This window comes from Halobacterium sp. KA-6 (assembly GCF_021029015.1).
Classification (GTDB): domain Archaea; phylum Halobacteriota; class Halobacteria; order Halobacteriales; family Halobacteriaceae; genus Halobacterium.
Genome location: NZ_JAJJZH010000006.1, coordinates 78,281 through 97,163, shown reverse-complemented (window position 1 = coordinate 97,163; position 18,883 = coordinate 78,281). Strand labels below are relative to the sequence as shown.

Annotated in this window: 22 protein-coding genes; 9 read left to right on the top strand and 13 right to left on the bottom strand. The window is 68.6% G+C overall.

Features of this window, described 5'->3' with window-relative positions; all coding sequences use genetic code 11:
* Nucleotides 1-42: 42 nt before the first annotated feature.
* The 4 genes from LPA46_RS12865 to LPA46_RS12850 all read right to left on the bottom strand — a co-directional run bounded on the left by LPA46_RS12865 (nt 43) and on the right by LPA46_RS12850 (nt 2,942).
* Nucleotides 43-708: a hypothetical protein gene (locus LPA46_RS12865; protein WP_230892819.1), complete on the bottom strand. Its 666-nt coding sequence runs from the start codon at nt 706-708 to the stop codon at nt 43-45.
* Entirely contained in the window at nt 705-1,349 is a 645-nt protein-coding gene (locus tag LPA46_RS12860) for a hypothetical protein (protein WP_230892818.1), read from the bottom strand. Before LPA46_RS12860 ends, LPA46_RS12865 begins: the two co-directional genes overlap by 4 nt.
* Nucleotides 1,350-1,401: 52 nt before the next feature.
* Nucleotides 1,402-2,331 (bottom strand): metal-dependent hydrolase, encoded by a 930-nt coding sequence (locus LPA46_RS12855; RefSeq protein ID WP_230892817.1) that lies wholly within the window; start codon nt 2,329-2,331, stop codon nt 1,402-1,404.
* A 65-nt stretch (nt 2,332-2,396) separates the two neighbouring features.
* Complete coding sequence (locus LPA46_RS12850) at nt 2,397-2,942, bottom strand: mechanosensitive ion channel domain-containing protein (protein ID WP_230889087.1); 546 nt, start codon at nt 2,940-2,942, stop codon at nt 2,397-2,399.
* A 100-nt stretch (nt 2,943-3,042) separates the two neighbouring features.
* On the opposite strand from LPA46_RS12850, the gene LPA46_RS12845 reads away from it, so the two are divergent.
* On the top strand, nt 3,043-4,227 hold the full coding sequence (locus LPA46_RS12845; protein ID WP_230892816.1) for a pyridoxal-phosphate-dependent aminotransferase family protein: 1,185 nt from the start codon (nt 3,043-3,045) through the stop codon (nt 4,225-4,227).
* Nucleotides 4,228-4,243: 16 nt separating this feature from the next.
* Here the strand turns inward: LPA46_RS12845 and LPA46_RS12840 are convergent, their stop codons facing one another.
* The 3 genes from LPA46_RS12840 to LPA46_RS12830 form a co-directional block, all read right to left on the bottom strand.
* The gene (locus LPA46_RS12840; RefSeq protein ID WP_058983725.1) at nt 4,244-4,552 is read right to left on the bottom strand and encodes a DUF7116 family protein; all 309 of its coding nucleotides are present in this window, start codon (nt 4,550-4,552) and stop codon (nt 4,244-4,246) included.
* An 80-nt stretch (nt 4,553-4,632) separates the two neighbouring features.
* Nucleotides 4,633-6,009: a serine hydrolase gene (locus LPA46_RS12835; protein ID WP_230892815.1), complete on the bottom strand. Its 1,377-nt coding sequence runs from the start codon at nt 6,007-6,009 to the stop codon at nt 4,633-4,635.
* Nucleotides 6,010-6,054: 45 nt separating this feature from the next.
* Nucleotides 6,055-6,291 (bottom strand): DUF5816 domain-containing protein, encoded by a 237-nt coding sequence (locus LPA46_RS12830; RefSeq protein ID WP_230889177.1) that lies wholly within the window; start codon nt 6,289-6,291, stop codon nt 6,055-6,057.
* A 107-nt stretch (nt 6,292-6,398) separates the two neighbouring features.
* Here LPA46_RS12830 and LPA46_RS12825 point away from each other — a divergent pair, with 107 nt between their 5' ends.
* The 4 genes from LPA46_RS12825 to LPA46_RS12810 all read left to right on the top strand — a co-directional run bounded on the left by LPA46_RS12825 (nt 6,399) and on the right by LPA46_RS12810 (nt 9,937).
* Entirely contained in the window at nt 6,399-7,745 is a 1,347-nt protein-coding gene (locus LPA46_RS12825; protein ID WP_230892814.1) for a bifunctional metallophosphatase/5'-nucleotidase, read from the top strand.
* Nucleotides 7,746-7,784: 39 nt separating this feature from the next.
* A complete protein-coding gene (locus LPA46_RS12820) occupies nt 7,785-8,546 on the top strand; it encodes a proteasome assembly chaperone family protein (RefSeq protein WP_230892813.1) in 762 nt (253 codons plus the stop codon).
* A gap of 74 nt (nt 8,547-8,620) precedes the next feature.
* Nucleotides 8,621-9,679: an HTH-type sugar sensing transcriptional regulator TrmB gene (gene trmB / locus LPA46_RS12815; RefSeq protein ID WP_230892812.1), complete on the top strand. Its 1,059-nt coding sequence runs from the start codon at nt 8,621-8,623 to the stop codon at nt 9,677-9,679.
* A gap of 60 nt (nt 9,680-9,739) precedes the next feature.
* Nucleotides 9,740-9,937 (top strand): hypothetical protein, encoded by a 198-nt coding sequence (locus LPA46_RS12810; RefSeq protein WP_230892811.1) that lies wholly within the window; start codon nt 9,740-9,742, stop codon nt 9,935-9,937.
* A 29-nt stretch (nt 9,938-9,966) separates the two neighbouring features.
* Here LPA46_RS12810 and LPA46_RS12805 read toward each other — a convergent pair whose 3' ends face one another.
* Both LPA46_RS12805 and LPA46_RS12800 read right to left on the bottom strand, forming a co-directional pair.
* Nucleotides 9,967-10,452: a hypothetical protein gene (locus LPA46_RS12805; protein WP_230892810.1), complete on the bottom strand. Its 486-nt coding sequence runs from the start codon at nt 10,450-10,452 to the stop codon at nt 9,967-9,969.
* 114 nt (nt 10,453-10,566) lie between these two features.
* Complete coding sequence (locus tag LPA46_RS12800) at nt 10,567-11,418, bottom strand: translation initiation factor eIF-2B (protein WP_230892809.1); 852 nt, start codon at nt 11,416-11,418, stop codon at nt 10,567-10,569.
* Nucleotides 11,419-11,680: 262 nt separating this feature from the next.
* Here LPA46_RS12800 and LPA46_RS12795 point away from each other — a divergent pair, with 262 nt between their 5' ends.
* Nucleotides 11,681-12,058 carry a hypothetical protein gene (locus LPA46_RS12795; RefSeq protein WP_230892808.1) on the top strand — a complete coding sequence of 126 codons (378 nt, stop codon included), beginning with the start codon at nt 11,681-11,683 and terminating at the stop codon, nt 12,056-12,058.
* On the opposite strand, the gene LPA46_RS12790 is transcribed toward LPA46_RS12795, so the two are convergent.
* Genes LPA46_RS12790 through LPA46_RS12775 form a run of 4 tightly spaced genes read right to left on the bottom strand, consistent with a single transcriptional unit; the run spans nt 12,059 to nt 15,847 of the window.
* On the bottom strand, nt 12,059-13,558 hold the full coding sequence (locus LPA46_RS12790; protein ID WP_230892807.1) for an RtcB family protein: 1,500 nt from the start codon (nt 13,556-13,558) through the stop codon (nt 12,059-12,061).
* Between the two features lie 45 nt (nt 13,559-13,603).
* Entirely contained in the window at nt 13,604-14,623 is a 1,020-nt protein-coding gene (locus tag LPA46_RS12785) for a DoxX family protein (RefSeq protein WP_230892806.1), read from the bottom strand.
* A 46-nt stretch (nt 14,624-14,669) separates the two neighbouring features.
* On the bottom strand, nt 14,670-15,086 hold the full coding sequence (locus tag LPA46_RS12780) for an archease (RefSeq protein ID WP_230892805.1): 417 nt from the start codon (nt 15,084-15,086) through the stop codon (nt 14,670-14,672).
* The gene (locus LPA46_RS12775) at nt 15,083-15,847 is read right to left on the bottom strand and encodes a DUF502 domain-containing protein (protein ID WP_230892804.1); all 765 of its coding nucleotides are present in this window, start codon (nt 15,845-15,847) and stop codon (nt 15,083-15,085) included. Before LPA46_RS12775 ends, LPA46_RS12780 begins: the two co-directional genes overlap by 4 nt.
* An 87-nt stretch (nt 15,848-15,934) precedes the next feature.
* Between LPA46_RS12775 and LPA46_RS12770 the strand changes: the two genes are divergently transcribed.
* The 3 genes from LPA46_RS12770 to LPA46_RS12760 all read left to right on the top strand — a co-directional run bounded on the left by LPA46_RS12770 (nt 15,935) and on the right by LPA46_RS12760 (nt 18,768).
* The gene (locus LPA46_RS12770) at nt 15,935-16,414 is read left to right on the top strand and encodes a GNAT family N-acetyltransferase (RefSeq protein ID WP_230889073.1); all 480 of its coding nucleotides are present in this window, start codon (nt 15,935-15,937) and stop codon (nt 16,412-16,414) included.
* Nucleotides 16,415-16,753: 339 nt separating this feature from the next.
* Nucleotides 16,754-17,929, top strand: a complete 1,176-nt coding sequence (gene priS / locus LPA46_RS12765; protein WP_230892803.1) for a DNA primase small subunit PriS — start codon at nt 16,754-16,756, stop codon at nt 17,927-17,929.
* A complete protein-coding gene (locus LPA46_RS12760; protein ID WP_230892802.1) occupies nt 17,926-18,768 on the top strand; it encodes a DNA replication complex subunit Gins51 in 843 nt (280 codons plus the stop codon). Before priS ends, LPA46_RS12760 begins: the two co-directional genes overlap by 4 nt.
* Nucleotides 18,769-18,883: the final 115 nt, after the last annotated feature.

The window sequence follows — 18,883 nt, the reverse complement described above, 5'->3', positions numbered from 1 at the left end:
AGTTTTCCAGCGAACCGGATAAAGTTACTCGCTAGATACAGGTCACTCGCTGGCGGCGTCCTCGATGTTGGCGCGGATGGCGTCGGTGACGTCGCCGAGGTACGCGGTCCCCCAGATGCCGACGACCACCGCGCCGATGGTGTTGAACGCGAGGTCGAGCGTGACGTCGTCGACGCCGTAGATGGTTAGCACAGTCGCGCCGACGGCGTCTCCGAGCGTCCACGCCGCGTACTCCAGTATCTCCCAGAGCACGCCGAGCGCCATCACGAACAGGACGACGAAGACGAACGTGAAGTTCGGCGGGAACGCGACGTCGTCGTGGTGTTCGTCGAGCGCGCGCACGGTGGCGTAGCCGGCCGCGGCGACCACGGTTGAGGAGAGGAAGTGCGTGAGGTGGTCCCACCAGATTGGCGGGTTCGGCCCGTAGAACTGGTCGGTGACGCCGGGGACGCCGAGCGTACCGAGAACGTGCAGGAACACCGCGGTCGTAATCCACAGCGTGAGGGCGGCGTCCATCGGGATGCTGTAGTCGCGTTCGAGCACTGCGGGGAGGTGTGTGACCGCGAGCGCGGCGGCCGCGTTGACGGTGACGGCGACGTTCCACGTCAGGACGCCGACGGCCGTGAACGCTGCGAGCGCGAGTTGCATCCCGCGCGTGGCCTGTCGCTGGCGGCGCTCGGAGATGCCGAGGCGGTCGCGGAGTTTCACTCGACGACCCCCTCCAGTTCCGCGGGGAGTCGGAGGCTGGCGTCCGCGCGCCGCCGGAAGTACCAGACGAACACCGCCGCGGCGAGCACGCCCGCAGCGGTCGCCGCGATAAAGTCCTGCACGAGCGCGGTCACGGCGGCGTGCTCCTGTGCGGTGGTCAGCGGCGGCTCGGCGGGGAGGACGAACGCGGTGCCGACGGCGAGGTCCGAGAGCCAGCCGAGCACGGCGAGGAAGCCCGCCGTCGCCATCGTCGCGACGACGACGAAGACGACCGAGAACCAGTTCGCGAGGCGGACGCGCGTGAAGACGTCGAGTTCGACGGCGACGACGAGCGCGAGCGCGGCCACCCCGACGTAGGTAGACAGGTCGCTGGTCAGCCCGGGGGCCGCGAGTGCTCGGCCGACGGTGGGGAGTGCAGCGAGCGCGAGCACTTCCCACGGGAGCATCGCCCGGGCGTCCCCGAACGCCAGCGGCGGGAGGACGGCCACCGCGGCGGTGACGAGTGCGAACACGACCCAGACGGGGTCACGGGGTACGCTCGCGACGACTGACGCGGCGACGACCGTGACGAGCAGCCACGAGAGCGCGGCGTTCGCGCGCTCGGCTCTGACGAGCGCGGCGAGGCGTGAGTTACGGGCCACGATTACCTATCTCGGCGCCCGCCTAACAAGTGCTGAGGCCGCGGGAGAATAGTTACGCGAGGCCGGTAGTGTACGCGACGCCGTACGCGAGCCCGGCGAGCGTGACCGCTGCCAGCCCGGTCACGACCGCAGTCGGCAGCGACGGCAGCGTCAGCGAGCGCTGGCGGAACTTCGGCGCGGGGACGACGCCGACGAAGCCGACCGCGACGACGCTGAACACGAAGTGGTAGGAGGCGTCCATCGTCGGCGGTGGCAACACGAGCACGGCGAGGGCGTACGCGGCGCCGAACGCCGCCCGTGAATTCACGTGGTCGGTGAAGTGGTGGCCGGTGAGCCAGAGCGCCGCGGCGACGCCCAGCCAGATGGCGAACAGTTCGACGCCGAACGCACCTAGCAGGTGCAGGGTCGGGTCGGCGGAGAGCGCGACGCGGCCGTCGAAGACGGTGACGCCGAGGGGGTAGAGCAGCTCCGGCGGTTCCCCGGTGAACAGGTCGCCGAACGGGTGGCTGAGGAGGCCGACGAGCGCGACCGCGAACAGACTGGTGCCGCGGACGCGGTAGGCGTGGGCGGCGCGCGCGACGAGCCAGCCGCCGGCCGCGAACAGGCCGACGATGACTGCGGGGAGCGGGCCGGAGAACGCGGCGACGACGCCGACGAGCGCGGCGAGGGCGGCCGCGGCAATCCGGCGGTGGGTTGGCGCGAGCGCGAATGCGGCGGCTGCGGGCACGGCGACGACTAGCGAGTGCGTGACCGCGCGGTGGACGACCGTCGATGCGCCCCAGAACGACTGCGCGACGGCCATGGGGCTCGTCGGGTCGACGGCGACGAGGCCGACGAGGGCGTAGGCCATGTCGACGTCGGGGACGGCGGCGAACAGGCCGGCGGCGACGCCGAGGGCGAGCGCGCGCTCGCGGGACGCCCCGAATCGAGCGGCAGCGAGCGCGACGACGCCGAACGCGAACATCGCGTGCCCTACGAACATACCCGAAGTACTCTACGAAGCGGGATAAACTCGCGGGTGCCCCGCTAGCACGCCGCGTTCGCGCCTCACTCGGCCTTCTTCGTCCACTTCTTCTCGACGTCGGCGTTCGCGCGCACGACCGTGTCGTCGTCGACCCGGAAGCGGGTCTTCCGCAGTTCGATGGCGGTGACGACGCCGGTCACGTCGCCGGCGACGACCGTGTCGCCCGGATTGAAGTCGGGGTCGCGCAGGAGATAGATGCCGGCGACGGCGTCCGCGAGCATCCCCGAGAGCGCGTACGAGACACCGAGCGCGAGGAAGCCGGAGGCGGTGCCGAGTGCCGCAGCGATTTCGGGGAGGCCAACCGCCGACAGGAACCCGAGCAGCGCGCCGAACCACAGCACGACCGAGGCGAGCGTGCCGCCGAGTTGGACGTAAATCGGCTGGTCCGGGTAGACCTGTCGCAGGACGACGCGCACGGCGGTCGCGATGACGCGGATGAGAATCGCCGCGAGCACGAGGAAGACCAGCCCCGTGAGAACTCGCGGGAGCGCGCTAGCGACGTTGCCGACGAACTCGTCGACGGTGTTGTTCAGGAGGTCGGTCAGCGACGACGGCGACTCTGGCTGCATACTGGCCCATCGCGGCCCGGGCACGTAACTCCTGCCGCTGGATGGGACTCGTGGTGCCGATTCCCGAACCTTCTTGCTAACGCCCGTCTGGGGTTCGGACATGACTGACGCGCCAGACGTCGGAGAGTTGTCGCCGCCGCAGCGAACGCTGATGGGGCCGGGGCCGAGCCCGGTCCACCCGCGCGTACTGAAAGCGATGAGTACGCCGCTGGTGGGCCACCTCGACCCGTCGTTCGTGGACATCATGGACGAGACCCAGGAACTGCTGCGGTACACGTTCCGCACGGACAACGAGTGGACGATTCCCGTTTCGGGGACCGGCTCCGCCGCGATGGAAGCCGCCATCGGCAACCTCACCGAGCCCGGGGACACGTTCCTCGCGCCGACGAACGGCTACTTCGGCGACCGCATGGCTGAAATGGCGCGCCGCGCGGGCGGCGAGGTCGTGCGCGTGGACGCACCGTGGGGAGAGCCGCTCCAGCCCGCGGACGTCGCGGACGCGTTCGCCGAGCACCAGCCAGACGTCTTCGGGTTCGTGCACGCCGAGACGTCCACCGGCGCGAAGCAGACGAACGTCCCCGAACTCACGGACATCGCTCACGAGCATGACGCGCTCGTCATCGCGGACACCGTGACGAGCCTCGGCGGCGTCGAACTCCGCGTTGACGAGTGGGGCATCGACGCGGCGTACTCCGGCCCGCAGAAGTGCCTGTCCTGTCCGCCGGGCGCGAGTCCGCTGACGCTGAACGACGACGCGATGGACAAAGTACTCTCCCGCGAGGCGGACCCGCGGTCGTGGTATCTAGACCTCTCACTGCTGGAGGGATACTGGGGCGACGAGCGCGCGTACCACCACACGGCGCCCGTCTCGAACGTGTACGCGCTCCGCGAGGCGCTGCGGCTGGTCGCCGAGGAGGGCATCGAACAGCGCTGGGCGCGCCACGAGCGAATCGCGGGCGCGCTGAAGGCCGGCGTCGAAGCCATGGGCCTCGGCCTCAACCCCGATGACGACTACTGGCTGCCGAGCCTGAACGCCGTGCGCGTCCCGGAGGGCGTCGACGACGGCGAGGTCATCGACTACGTGCTCGACCACTACGACCTCGAAATCGCGTCCGGCCTCGGTGCCTTGGAGGGCGACGTGTTCCGCATCGGCTGTATGGGCCACGGCGCGCGCCCGGAGAACGTTACACTCGTCGTCGCCGCGCTCGCGGACGCCTTCGACGCGCTGGGTGCGGACGTGGACGCGGCTGCCGGGCTTGCCGCTACGCGCGAAGCGCTCCGATAGAAAAACCGACGCGCCCCTAACTGACTGGCGGGGCGCGCGCTACTTCGTAGTCACCGTCCTCCTCGACACCCATCACCGCCCACTCGTAGGGCGGGTCGAGCCGACGCAGCTGTCGTTCGAGCGCGTCGGTGTTCTCGGCCCACGTCACGAAACAGCGATAACCGCTGTCGTGGTCGGCCTCGACTCGGTCTGTGACGGCTGTCACGCGTATCTCTTTCCAGTCGCGCGTGGCGGAGAACTCCGCGCCGTCTCCAGCGAGGCTGTACCCGAGGTCGTCGAATATCGACCGGGCCTGCTCGTCGGGAGGGGTGGTAACAGTCCCCATGCACTCGTACCGTGGCGGGACTAGGTAATAAGTTTTCCTGCCGCATGGTAACAGTTCAGAATTGCCGAGTCCAGCGCGCCTCAGCCGCTCGTCTCGTGGAGCCGCCACCGCCGGTAGTAGCAGTCCAACCCACCGCTATCGGTCGGTTCGAACGTCAGTGGCACGCGGTCACCGCCCGCCGAGACGGTGTAGAACTGGTAGTCGTCGCGGGCGGTCGTCTCCGGGAACGCGGTCAGCGTCTCCTCGCCGAGCGCCGTCGACAGCGTCACGTCGAGGTTCCCGTCCGCCGGCTCGATGTCGGCGGTCGCGGCGCTCCGGAACGACTTGTAGGTCCCCGCGACACGCCGGCACTTCGCGCGGAGCGCGTAGAACGACACCACGTCTTCGGGGTCCTCGCTCTCCACGAGCGCGAGCAGCGCGTGCCCGACGTACATCGGGTGGACGTCCGGCGCCGTGTTGCACGCGACCGCAACGCCGACTTCGCGGTCCTCAAGGAAGCCGAGGTAGGCCGAGGTCACGGTCAGCGTCCCCGAGTGGCCGACGAGGACATCGTCGAGGAACGACCGCCGCATCCAGCCGTAGCCGTACCGCTCGGCCGGGCCGTCGAGGCGCTCCGTGCGCGTCGCGTGCGTTGCCTGCGCCAGTTCGCGCTGCGCGTCCGGAAGGACGGACTCGTCGCCGTGCATCGCAAACTGCAGGTACGTCGCGAGGTCACGCGCCGTGCTGAGCATGCCACCCGCTGCACCCACGCCCTTCACGGGGTAGTCGGCGCGCGTCAGTTCGCCGTCCTCGACGCGGTACGGCGTCATCGCGTCGTCGTAGTCCCGCGGGTCCGCGCGCACGACCGAGCGGTCCATCCCGAGCGGCGCCAGCACCTCCTCGCGGGTGTACTCGGGGAACGAGCGCCCGTCGATGGCTTCGACGAGTTTTCCGAGCACCGTGTAGCCCGTGTTGTAGTAGAAGAACCGTTCGCCGGCCGCGCGCTCGTCCGTCGACTCGCGGACGTGGCGGCGGAAGTCCGCGTCCGAACTCAACGGCGCAGTCTCGGTCCCCTCGCCGAGTAGCCGGGCGATGAGGGTGACGCTCGCGCCGTCGCTTGGCATCCCGGACGTGTGCGAGAGCAGTTCGTGGACCGTCGGCGACTCCGCCAATTCCTCGAAGTAGGGGAGGTGTTCGGTTACTGGGTCCGACAGCGAGAGATGGCCGTCGTCGACGAGTTGGAGAACGCTCGTCGCCGCCACGGACTTCGTGATGGACGCGACCCCGTACAGCGTGTCCGGCGTCGCGGGCGCGTTCGACTCCAGGCCGCGCGCCCCGAACCCGTCCACGTAGACGATGTCGTCTCCGTCCACGAGCGCGACGCCCGCGCTCGGCACGGTCTCGTCGGTCAGCCACTCGCCGACGAACGACTCCACGGCGTCCCGGGTCTCGGGGTCGAGCGTGCAGCTACGGCTCATGGCTGCGCAATCGCCGACCCAGCGGTTAAAACTCGGGTTGTCCGGCTACTCGTGGGCGGAATCCCACTCCTCGGGCTTCGTGAAGTTCCCGCAGCCGTTGCACTTGATGCGGCGCATCGAGTCCATCGCGACGTCGATTGACTCGCAGTTCGAGCAGTAGAAGCCGTACCGGCCCTCGCGGTCCTCGGTCCGGTAGACCACGTAGAACGGGCCGTCCTGACCGCGCTGCCCCTCGTCTTCCGCGACGTACAGGGTGTCGTCGTCGCTCGCCACCGTAAGCATGTTCACCAGTAGCCGGCTCCCGCATTTAGCCCTGTCCGTCCCCGCGCTCGCGGCGGGAGTGCCGCTCATCGAAGCGCTCTTCCCCGCTGCGGGCCTCCAATTTGATAATGGCGGTCCGGATTTTCCACTACTCCGATTTGGAGAACGTCTACGACTCGCCCGCGAAGGCCGGCCGGCTCGCGTCTGTCCTGCGCGACCGCGGCAGTGCGATTGCGGCGGGCTCGGGCGACAACACGGCGCCGGGCGTGCTCTCGCTGGTGACCGAGGGCCGGCAGGCGCTGGACCTCTATGACGCCGTCGAGCCCGACGTGGAGACGTTCGGCAACCACGACTTCGACTACGGTGCGGACGTCACGGGCGAAATCGTCGCCGACTCCCCGCAGACGTGGGTCTCGGCGAACGTCTACCGGGACGGCGACCGCGTCGCTGGCGTCGACCCGTGGACCATCGTCGAGGTCGACGACGCGCGCGTCGGCTTCCTCGGCGTGCTCGACGACGCGACGCCGTCGCTGAACCCGATGGCGAGCGACCTCACCGTCACTGACCCCATCGAGGCGACACGAGAAGCCAGCGAACAGCTCCGCGAGGCCGGGGCGGACTACGTGGTCGCGCTCTCGCACCTCGGCCGTGGCGACGAGGAACTCGCCGCTACGACGGACGTGGACGCGGTGCTGGGCGGCCACATCCCTGCCGAGCGCGTCGAACGCCTCGACGACACCCTGCTCACGCGCCCCGGCTCCGGCGGGGAGGTTGTCCTCGAAGTCGACCTCGACGCCGGCGAAGTCACGCGCCACGTCGTCGCCGACGCGCCCGTCTACGAACCGCTCGCCGAGCGCCTCCGCGAGCGCATGGCCGAGACCGGCCTGAACGACACTGTCGGCCACGTCGCGGAGCCGATGGAGCGTACCGAGTCGACGCTGTTCCGCGGCGAGTCCCGCATCGGGAACTTCGTCGCGGACGCCTACCGGTGGGCCGCCGACACGGACGTCGCGCTCCAGAATTCCGGCGGCGTCCGCGACGGCCCCGCCATCGCGGGCGACGTGACCGTCGCGGACCTCGTCAGCGTCGTCCCCTTCGAGGAGCCGGTCTCCGTCGCCGAACTCACGGGCGCGGAACTGCTGGACGTGTTCCGCGGCGCGAAGGGCGGGTCGCTCGGCTTCGCCGAACCCGACTGGTGGCACGCTCACGTCTCAGGCGCGGAACTCACGTGGGACGAGACCACCAACGAACTGCTGGAGGTCCGGGTCGCCGGCGAGCCCGTCGACCCCGGCGCGACGTACACGTTGGCGACCACCGACTACCTCTTCTACACGGACGACGAGTTCCCCGCGCTCGACGAAGCCCATCGTGTCGACCGCCTCGGCATCCAACACCAGGTGCTCGCGGAGTACGCCCGCGAACACGGCATCGACCCCGAAATCGAGGGGCGCGTCACGATGCACGCCGACGACTGACCGGGCAACGGATAAGGGGTTGGTCGCCGTCGTCCCGGTATGGCAGACGACGCTACGGGGACCGCCCCCGCCCGGAGCGAGCCCGAGTTCGAGTTTACGCACGACACCGAGCCCAGCGACGCACTCCTCTGTGGGTTCTCCGAATTCGGGCTCGCGGGCCTGACGGCCGCGGACTTCCTCGTGGACCACCTCGAACTCGAACAGACCGGCCACGTCGCCGTCGAGGGCCTCCCCGCGATCACGCCGTTCGAGAACGGCACCCCGCGCCACCACACGCGGTTCTTCTCGAAGCCCGACGTCGACGTCACCGTGCTCGTCGGCGAACTGTTCGTGCCAGTCTCCGTGTCGGGCGCGTTCAGCAGCGCGCTCGGGACGTGGTTGGACGACAACGACGTCCAAGAGACCGCGGTGCTGTCGGGCGTTCCGGTCGCCCACGGCCCCGAGGGCCACCGCACGTTCTACATCGCGACCGACGACTACCAGGAAGCCCGCCTCGAAGACGCGGACGTGCCGCCGATGGGCAACGGCTTCCTCGACGGCGTGAACGCGGAGCTGCTCGCGCGCGGCATCGACAGCGACCGTCGTGCCTGCGTGTACACGACGCCGGTTCACGCCCAAGCGCCGGACGTCGAAGCCGCGATTCGCCTCGTGGACGCCGTCAGCGACGTCTACGACCTCGATGTGGACACCGGCCCCCTCGAAGCGTTCGCGGCGGAAGTCGCCCAGCACTACGAGGAGTTGAGCGAGCGCGTCCAGCGCGCCGACGACGACGAGCGACCCGACGACCGGATGTACATGTAGTTGGCCGGTCGAACGTGTCGCGTCACCGACCGCCGACCGCAGGGTAAAAGAGCGGGGTCACCGTGGGTGGCGGTATGAGCGACGAGGACCTCCGCGAGACGGTCGAACGAGTCGGCGCGGGGTTCGACCTCGGCGAGTACGAAATCGAGGCGTACCTCACGGTGCTACAGCACGGCGAACTCACCGCCAGCGAAATCGCCGACCGCACCGAAATTCCCCAGCCCCGCGTGTACGACACGGTTCGGAGCCTCGGCGACCGCGGGCTCGTTGAGCTCCGCGAGTCCCGGCCGATGAAGGTAGTCGCCATCGACCCCGAGGAGGCGTTCGCGGACCTCCAGACGAACTTCGCGCAGATGGTCGCCTCCCTCGAAGAGGCGTACACCACGCCCGCCCGCGAGACGGAGGCGGTGTCGCTGGTGAAGTCCCGGTCGACGATTCTGCGCTACTTCGGCGACGTCATCGACAGCGCGGAGTTCGAACTGGTCTGCTCGCTGACGCCGGGGCTGCTCGACCGCTTCGCGGACGACCTCGCGGCCGCCCGCGACCGCGGCGTCAGCGTCGACCTCGTCGTCACGCCGGTCCGCAACGCCCCCGACCCCGACGACTTCGACTACGGCGAGGTCGCCACCACCGCGCGCGGCCGCCGTGGTGTCACCACGCCCGTCGTCGCCGTCGCCGACGGCCAGTACTCCGTCTACGCGACACAGGGCGCGGTCCGCGACGACCCGGAGAAGTACGGCGTCATCTTCAACCGCTCGGCGCTGGGCTTCCTCGTCTCGGGCTTCTTCGGCACCGTCATCTGGTCGACCGCCAACGACACCCTCTACGAGAGCGACGCCGCCGACATCGAACTCCCGCGGACGTACGCCTCCATCCGGCGCTGCGTGAAGGACATCCGGACGCTCGACGGCGACGTGTACGCGACCGTCCACGGCCGCGACGTGCTCAGCGGCGACGCGCGCACGGACCGCGGTCGCGTCGCCGAGACGAAGTTCGAGGAGACCGAGGAAGTTGCGACGCTCGTCCTCGACACCGACGCGGGCCGCGTCGAGGTCGGCGGTCGCGTCGCCGCCTACGAGGACGTCGAAGCTCACGAAATCACGCTCGCCCGCGACAACCCGCCACGGGAGTAGGGTTCTCGTTCGCGTAGATTCGTCGGTACACTTACGCGAACGTCAGCCCGACTCTGGTCTATGACAGACGAGACCACCGTCGCGTTCGTCGAGCGCTGGCAGACCGGTGCCGTCTTACTGCTGGCATCGGCGCTCGTCGGCGGGATTCTCGCAGCAGCTCTCGGGAACGCCGACGTTCCCTACGGTGCGTTCGTGGGATTCGTCGGCGGTGCCGTCGCCTGCTTTCTCGTGCTCTCGTACGTGCTGTACGGCCGCTGAATCCTCGCTTTCTCGAGACACGAGGCCCGTTATTGGGACGACCGAATGCGCGTCGCCAGCCAACTGACGGCGGAGCCCGTGGCGTAGCCGAGGACGCCGAGGAGGACCGCGAGCACCAGCCCGAAGTTGAGGGTCGTCTCGACGCCGCCGAGGAGTTCGGCGCGGGCGGATCCGTACGCGAACCCCAGCATTCTCGGGGAGGTGTATCGACCGCCGCCCGTCCACTCGCCGGTGACGTATCCGACCAGCGGCGGGAAGACGTACCCCCAGACACCGACGAGCCACAGCGACCCGATGGTCGGCACGAGACCGGCACCGAGAATCCCGCCGGCGACGGCAATCCCGGGGACGATAACGAGCCAGCCCGAGAACTCGTAGAACCTGACGTTCAGTCCGAGCAGGAACGCGACGGACGCGACGCTGACGAGGGTGATAGCGGAGAGAACGACGAGTCGTCGGGGTCGGCGGTCACCGGCGAGGTAGTTCCAGACCTGGTCGGCGTCGAGACGCCGCATACCTATTCGTTCGCTGCCACGCCGTTAGTCGTTCCGGCAAGCCTCACGCGCTGCGCCCACTCGTGCGCTCACACATCGGCTGCGGGCTGTGCCGGAACTGGCCAGCCACACCGATTAGAACTCGCGGACGCCTTCGTCGGTCACGACCGAGTCGAGCAGCCGCGTCGGCGTCGCGTCGTAGGCCGGGTTCTTCACGTCGAAGCCCTCCGGCGGCTCGCGGATGACCTCGCTGGCGTCCCGGAAGTCGTTCTCGAAGCGGAACCCCTCGTCGACGAGCTTCGCGCTCGACCCCGCGACCGTCACGGGCGTCCCCGCGTCGTTGGCCGCTGCGGCCAGCGGGTACGTGCCGACGCGGTTGTAGTACGTGTCGTCGACGATGCAGTCCATCCCGAGCAGCACGCGGTCGCACTCCGAGAGGTAGTAGCCCGACGCGCCGTCCACGATGAGCGTCGGCTCGATGCGGTCGATGGCCGCCAGCGTCCGCGCGGTCTTCCGGCCGAGGTGTCGGGGTCGGGCCTCCGTCACGTACACGTCGAGGTGCTTGCCGTCCTGCGCGGCCGTCTCCAGCGCCTCCAGCACCGTCGAGGAGTAGTCGTGGGTCAGCAGCGTCTGGCCGTCCTCGACGCGGTCGGCCAGCGTCGCCGCGGCCTCGTGTTTCGCCTGCTCGACGGACTCCACGACGTCGTCGATAGCCGCGGCCGTGAGTTCTTTCGCTTCCGCGACCGACGCCGGCTCCGCGTCCCGCACCCGCTCGACGATGTCTCGCTGGGTCGTCACCAGCGACGCGTGCGAGGGGTTCGCGCGCCGGAGCGCGTTGCTGTTCCGCTCCAGCGCCCGCACGTACTCCTCGACAGTCGGGTAGTCGTTGTCGATGAGGTCCCGGAGCGCGCGAGCGGCTTTCACGGCGACGACCGAGGAGGAGTGGGTCCGCATCTCGCGAATCTCCTCGGCAGTCTCGTCTATCATACCCGATGCATCCGCGGGTCCGTCCTAATGTCTTCCGAAGTAAGCCCTCCTCCCTCGCGAGCGGCGCTGCGCGCCGCTCGCTCGGTCGTCGCCCTTACAGTCCACCAGGCCAGCAGTCGTGGATTTCCACGGAACCCCGCACGTTGGTCGACCGGCTGTTTCGAGTTACTCGTGGTTGGCGGTGTTACTACTCGTGGCACGACCGTCTTCTCGGAGTGTGCTGCGTCGCGACACTCAAACCGCTGGCCGCCCAATCTCGAGTATGGTCGACGTGTCGTACTACTGTCCGCGCTGCGGCGCCGTCGCCGAGCTGGACCGCGACCCCTACCTCGCGGACAAGTCCGTGACGCCGTTCCCGCTGGAGGGGTGGACGTACGTCTCGGCCGCAGACGATTACGAGGGCGATGACGCTGACGGCGTGAAGTTCGTCTGTGGTGCGGACGCTGCGGCGTGGTCACATCCACCCGAGTCAGCCGCGGACGGCGAGCCGGGCTGCGGGGAGCCGTTCTACTTGAACTTCGTGCGCTACGAGAATGGCGAGGAAGTCAGCGGGCAACCCGAATCCGAGTACGTGCAGTTGGCGGAAGGCATGGCACCGAGCGGGCCACAGGGGCCGAACGGTCCGGGATTCTCGCGGTAACTACCCCTTGATGTTCGCGATAGGGAACGTGCGGACGACGAGGTCGCCGATGTCGAGGGCGTCGGAGACGCCGACGACCTCGTCGACGTCCTTATAGACGCCGGGGGCTTCCTCGGCGATGGTCTCGCCGGAGGCGGCTTTCACGTAGATTTCGTTCTGCTCCCGGAGGTCCGCCTGCACCTCGCCGCCGCCGTACTCGCGCTTGGCCTGCGTCCGGCTCATCAGGCGGCCGGCGCCGTGTGCCGTCGAGCCGAACGACCGCGACAGCGACTGCGCGCCGCCCTTCAGGATGTAGCTGCCCGCGCCCATGCTGCCGGGGATGATGATGGGCTGTCCGACGTCGCGGTACGCCTTCGGCACGTCCGGGTGACCGGCGGGGAACGCGCGCGTCGCGCCCTTCCGGTGGACGTAGAGGTCGCGCTGGACGCGGCCGCCGTCGCCGTCGAGGCTGTAGCCGTCCTCGGTGACGTACACGTCATGAGACTCCTTCTTCGCGATGTTGTGCGCGACGTCGTACAGCAGGTCCATCTCCAGGGCCTGCCAAGAGGTGTCGAAGACGTCCGCGAACGTCTCGCGGACGGCGTGCGTGATGAGCTGGCGGTTCACCCACGCGAAGTTGATGGCGGCGCACATCGCGCCGTAGTAGTCGTCGGCGAGCTCGGAGCCCGCGGGTGCCGCCGCGAGGTCCTTGTCCGGGAGGTCGTCGGTGAAGTCCGGGTACTCCTGTTCGATGCGCCGGAGGTAGTCCGAGCAGACCTGGTGGCCGAGCCCGCGCGAGCCACAGTGAATCAGGACGACGACCTGGTCCTCGTCGAGGCCGAACGCGTCAGCGGTCTCGTCGTCGTAGATGTCGGTGACGCGCTGGATCTCGAGGAAGTGGTTGCCCGAGCCCAGCGACCCCATCTGGCTCGCGCCACGGTCCTTGGCCTTCTTCGAGATGGCTGAGGGGTCCGCGTCCGGGCGGCGGCCTTCGTCTTCGCAGTGCAGGAGGTCCTCGCGCACCGCGTAGCCCGCTTCGAGACACCAGTCGACGCCACGTTCGAGCGCGGCTTCGAGGTCGGTGTGCGTGCCGTCGTGGACGCCACCGCCGCCAAGCCCGCATGGCACGGCGTCGAACAGCGCGTCCACGAGTTCCTCCTCGCAGCCGCGGACGTCCTCGTAGGTGAGGTTCGTCTTCACCATCCGGACGCCGCAGTTGATGTCGAAGCCCACGGCTCCGGGCGAGATGTAGCCGTCTTCGGCGTCGAAGGCCGCGACGCCGCCGACTGGGAAGCCGTAACCCTGGTGGCCGTCGGGCATGCAGAGCGCGGGCGCGACCACACCCGGCATGCAGGCGACGTTCCGGAGTTGCTCGAGGGTCTTGTCGTTCTGGATGTCTTCGAGCAGCGTCTCGTTGGCGAAGATGCGCGCGGGCACTCGCATCTCGTCGTCGCGTTCGAGCTCCCAGACGTCGTCCTCGACTTCTCGGAGCGTGACGCCGTCGGCGTCGAACGTGTTCATACTCGGCGATGGGCGCGGAGCCCGGGAATACGTTTCGTCTGGGCGCTACTCCGTCGAGGTGGCCAGCGGCGAGTACTCCGTGACCGCGGCGAGCCGTTCGTCCAGCGAGAGCGGGCCGCCGCCGGTGACGAACAGGGCCGAGGAGAGCCCGAACAGCGTGATGTGCGCGAGCACGGGGTCGTCCGGCAGCCCGAACAGCGTCGTCGTCAGCACGACGAACGCGACCGCGGCGGTCGCACGCGTGAACAGCCCGACGAACAGGAAGATGCCGACGGCGAGTTCGGTGAGGCCGGCACCGACAACCCACATACCGGGGTCGACGGGGACGACCGCCGTGAGATTGTACTTGTCGACGACTGCGAGCGCCATCCCGGGGTTCGCGAGTTTCTCCCAGAACCCCAGCAGCGCGAAGTTGAAGCCGACGCCGAGCCGGATGACCGTCGGCGCGTACTGCTCGTAGGGGCCGACAATATCGTTGAACTTCGCGACGAGCGGATGCAGCGGGTCGAAGCGACCGTAGATTGTCCCTCTCGCGGCGGCGACCTGCTGGAGCAAGTGGTCGGCGCTGGGGCGGCCAGCGCCCAGCAGGAGCACGCCGAGGAATCCGCCGATGTACTCGCTGGCGAGCACGAGCTCGGGGCGGAGCACGAGCCCCGTGAGGTACGCCAGCAGGCCGACGAGCGCGACCGCGCGGGTCGCCAGCCCGAACAGGAGGAAGAACCCGATGAGGACCTGGAGGATGCGCGTCGGTGCTTCGACCGACGGCGAGAAGAAGTAGCCCGCGAACCCCGCGCCGACTAGTGGCAGGCCGACCGCGAGTCGGAGCATCCACGGCAGGAACGCGTGGTAGTCCTCGAGCGTGCTGCGGAGCGCGCGCACGTCCGCCGCTGCCGGCTTGTACTTGATGTACGCGACCATGCCGGCGACGACCGAGAGCGCGCCACCGAGCAGGAGCACGGCGTTCAGCGGGTTCGAGAGCACCTCCACGAGGAACTCCACCGCGCGAACCGTCGGCGCGCCCTCGACGACGTAGTCGACGTGACCGGGACCTGTGCCTGTGAACATACGGTCGCCAACGCGCCGCGAACGCAAAAAGGTCGGCCAGTCCGGATTAAACGTCGAAGACGACGTACGCGTGCCACCCCCCTGCTTCCTCGCGCTCGGAGAGGTCCATCTCGGAGTACGTGACCGCTTTGAGGTCGCGGGCGTGGACCTCGTTCAGCGGGACGCCGAGTGCGCTCGCCTCCACGACCCACTCACCGCCTTCCTCGCGGACCGTGGCGTCGTGGTCGACCGGGAGGACGTTGCGCACGTCGCGCTCGTAGATGAGGCGGTCGAGGTAGTCGAACAACAGCGCCTCACGGTTCTCGGCGCGCTCCTCGAACGTGAACCGGCTTCCGGTGTCCGGCGTCTCCTCGGTCATCGCCGCCGCCATGCCCTCGGCGACCGCCGCGAACACGTTTCCGAGGCTGTCCGCGGTCGCTTCGACGGCGACGTCGGCGGTGTGTTCTCTGAGTTCGTAGCTCATTCGTCGTCCTCCGCGACTTGCGTCGGCGCGATTTCCTCCCCAGTCAGCCGTTCGAGGCGCTCCCGGGAGAGCCCCTCGGTCGCGCCCGCCTCGGAGGACACCGCGACGCCCATCGTCACCACCGCGCGCATTCCCTCCTCGACGCTCATATCGACGTCCATCACGCGCTCGGCCGGGACGTGCGTGAGGTGGCCGCCCATCACGGGGTTCGGCGCGAGCGGCAGGAACAGCGTCAGCATCTCCTCGTGGCCGGCGGCGTCCTCGATGGCGCTCGGCGTCTCCGTCGTCAGGAATCCGAGCGTGTACGCGTCCTGGTGGGGGAACTCCACGAGTTTCACGGACTGGAAGTTGTCCGCTTCGCCGTCGACCATCACGTCGCCCATCTGCCGGAAGCTCTTGTAGACGGCACCCACGCCCGGGATGCGTTCCAGCGCCGCGTCGAAGTACGCGAGCACGCGCTCTCCGGACCGGAACGACGCCGCGAACCCGACGAGAACCGTGATTGCGACCACCACGAGCACGCCGACGAGGTCGACGATCATCTCGGAGGCGTTCGGCGCGACGTTCGTGCTGTTCAGCACCTGTGCGAGCGGCTCGAGGAGGTCGTCGACGACGCCGACGGCGATGGAGAGCACGTACAGCGTCACGAGCAGCGGGACGACCACCGTGACGCCCGTGAGCGCGGCCTCGCGGACGCGGTCGTACGCGGACTCGCTGGCGCGCTGCATCGCCTCGCCGTCGGGGCGGCTACCGCCTAGCATCGTTCGCGGAGACGCCGACGACGCGTGAAAGGGTTTCGGCGTCCGGCGACGGTGGAATTATATTCGCTGGCCTGCTACCCCCTCTTAGTGAGCGTCACAGTCGACAAGCGCGTGGTTCCACCGGGGCGCGACCAGCACCTCGACGAAGCGTGGGACCTCAAAGAGCGCATCCGGGAGGACGAAGGCCTCCTCAAGCAGCGACGCGGGTTCTTCGCGAACGCCTACCGTCGCTCGACGGTCTACTGCTTCCTCGACGGCGACGACATGGTCGGCTTCGCGGCGGCGCGCTCGGACGGCTACATCCTGTTTCTCGCGGTCGCCCCCGAGTACCGCGGCGAAGGCTACGGCGAACGACTCGTCGCGCGCGTCACGGAGGACGCCGGGAAAGCCTCGTGTCACGCCCGACAGAGCAACGAGAGCGCGGTCTCGTTCTACGAACACCTCGGCTTCAGCGTCGAACGCGACATCTCGAACTACTACGAGGACGGCGAAGGTGCCTACTACCTCCGCCTCGGCGACCGCGCCCGCATCCGGGACCGGATTTCTGAACTGCTGCGTGGACGGTAGTTCTCGCGTCTGGCTGTGTAGTCCGCTTTTCGCGTAGCTACGGCTTCGACAGCGATGTCGAAGTCTCCTCGAAAGCCCCGCTACTCTGGACTCGGGAGGCTCGTTGCGCTCCTCAGTCGCTGGGCTCCTTCCGGTGCTTGCGTCGCCTGCCTTCGTCCAGAGTATCGCCCCTTTCAATCCGCGCGATTACCGGCTGCCCAACTGGTGACGGGTGGACTGAAAGGGGCGGTGCTGTCGCGCTTTCGAGAAGTTGAGTGCACTACTGTCGGGGCAAGTCAACCCAGGCAGACGAGAGAGACGACACGCATTTACCCGCGGTCGGCGTACGCGTTTCCCGCTATGGAGGAACGGACCCGCGCGTATCTCCGGGGGCGCTTCGGCGACTTCTATCGCCGCTCGGAGGTACAGCTCCCGCCGCGTGCCGACGACCGCGAGTGGGGGTACATTCCGTGGACGTCGGGGCCGGACACGACGATGGTCCGGCACAAGTCCACGCTCGATTTGGGGAACACGTCGGCGTTCCTCGAACGGGAGCGACCCCGCCACGTCTACTTCTCGGCGGGGTTCTACGAGACGCCGGGTGCGTCGACGATGGAGCAGAAGAACTGGCTGGGGTCCGATTTGGTCTTCGACCTGGACGCCGACCACTTGCCGAGCGTGACGCTCGGTGAGGACACATACGCGCAGATGCTCGCGAAGTGTAAGGACGCGCTCTACCGACTGTTGGATTTCCTCGAACGCGACTTCGGCTTCGAGGACCTCACGGTGACGTTCTCCGGCGGCCGGGGATACCACGTACACGTCCGTGACGAGGGCGTTCACGACCTCGAACGCGAGCAGCGCCGGGAAATCGTGGACTACGTGCGCGGGAACGAACTCGAACTCGACTCGCTCGTGCGCGAAGAGACCGTCGAAGGACTCGGGCTGAAGAACCCGACGAACAAGCGCGTGCTCCCCGCCGACGGCGGCTGGGGGCGCCGGGTCACCGAGCGCCTCGGCGAGTTCGCCGACGACATACTGGAGCGCGGCGAGGACGACGCCGTCGAGTACCTCTCCGGAATGGATGGCGTCGGCGAGAAGTCCGCGCGCGCCATCTACAACGCCGTCGCGAACAACACCGAGGCGGTGCGCGCGGGCAACGTCGACGTGCACCCGGCGTTCCTGAAGGTCGCGCGAAAGTACGTCGCGGAGACCGTCGAGGCGGAGAACGCGCCCATCGACGAGCCCGTGACGACGGACACCAATCGCCTGATTCGGCTGCCCGGGACGCTGCACGGCGGGAGCGGCCTGGAGGTCCAGCGGCTCACCCGGGAGCAACTGGACGACTTCGACCCGCTGGTGGACGCCGTCCCGGAGACGTTCGTCGGCCACGACATCACCGTCGACGTCCAGGAGGAGCGCACGCTGGAACTGCTCGGGGAAACGCTTACGGTGCGACCGGGCGTCGTCTCGGTCCCAGAGTACGCGGGCGTCTTCCTGATGGCCCGCGGCACCGCGGAGAAAGCCAAGCAATGAACCTCGAAGACTTACGGGCGGCCCAGACTCGGGAGCGCGCGACCGACGGCCTCCAGGAGCTTCGGGACTCGTTCTACGCCGACGTCGCGGAGTACATCGCGGAGCTCAAGGACCGCCGGGAGGCCGCCGCGAGCGCGGCCGACGACCCGTTCGGCGACCCCGAGGTCCAGGAGCTCACGGACAAGGTCGAGACTGCCGAGCAGGTCGCGGAAGCCATCTACGAGCGCCGCATGGGCAAGCTCGTCAAGCAGGCGAGCCTCGCGGCTGCGGGGATGCCCGACGACGCAGAAGGGCTCACCGACGAGGAGCGCGCCCTGTACGGCGACCTCGTCGAGCGCATCGAGTCCAACAAGAATCACGTGCTCGACGTCATCTCCGGGGACGCCGAACCGACGAGCGCCGAGTCGGAGAACTCCGACACGGAACCGCTCGGCGACGCCGCCGACCAGACGCCGACAGACCGGACGCCCGAATCCGCCGAGGATTCGTCTGCGGCGGCCGCAATGGGTGGCGGACTCGACGACGCGAACGCGGAGCCAGCCCCCGAGCCGGACGCTGGCGAGGACTCCCCCGAATCAGACCGCGTGCCCGCCGAACCCGAACCGCCGGAAGCCATCGCCGAGGACCTCGAACGCGTCGCGGACGACGAAGAGGCCGACGTGGACGCTGACTCCGACGAGGACGTGGCTCGGACGAAGGTGCGCGTGACCGACGACGTCGGCGAGATTTTCGGCGTGGACGAACGCCCGTACACACTCGAAGCCGAAGACATCGTGACGCTGCCCGAGGAGAACGCGAAGCCGCTCGTCGAGAAGGACGCCGCCGAGAAACTGGACTGACGGCGGCTCGCCGGGTTTAGCGCCGAAACTGTATTCTACTGAGAATAGCGTCGCGGTCGCTCAGGAGTGGCAGAGAGAGCGAGAGAAATTGGGTGCGTGAGAGCATACGCGCGGC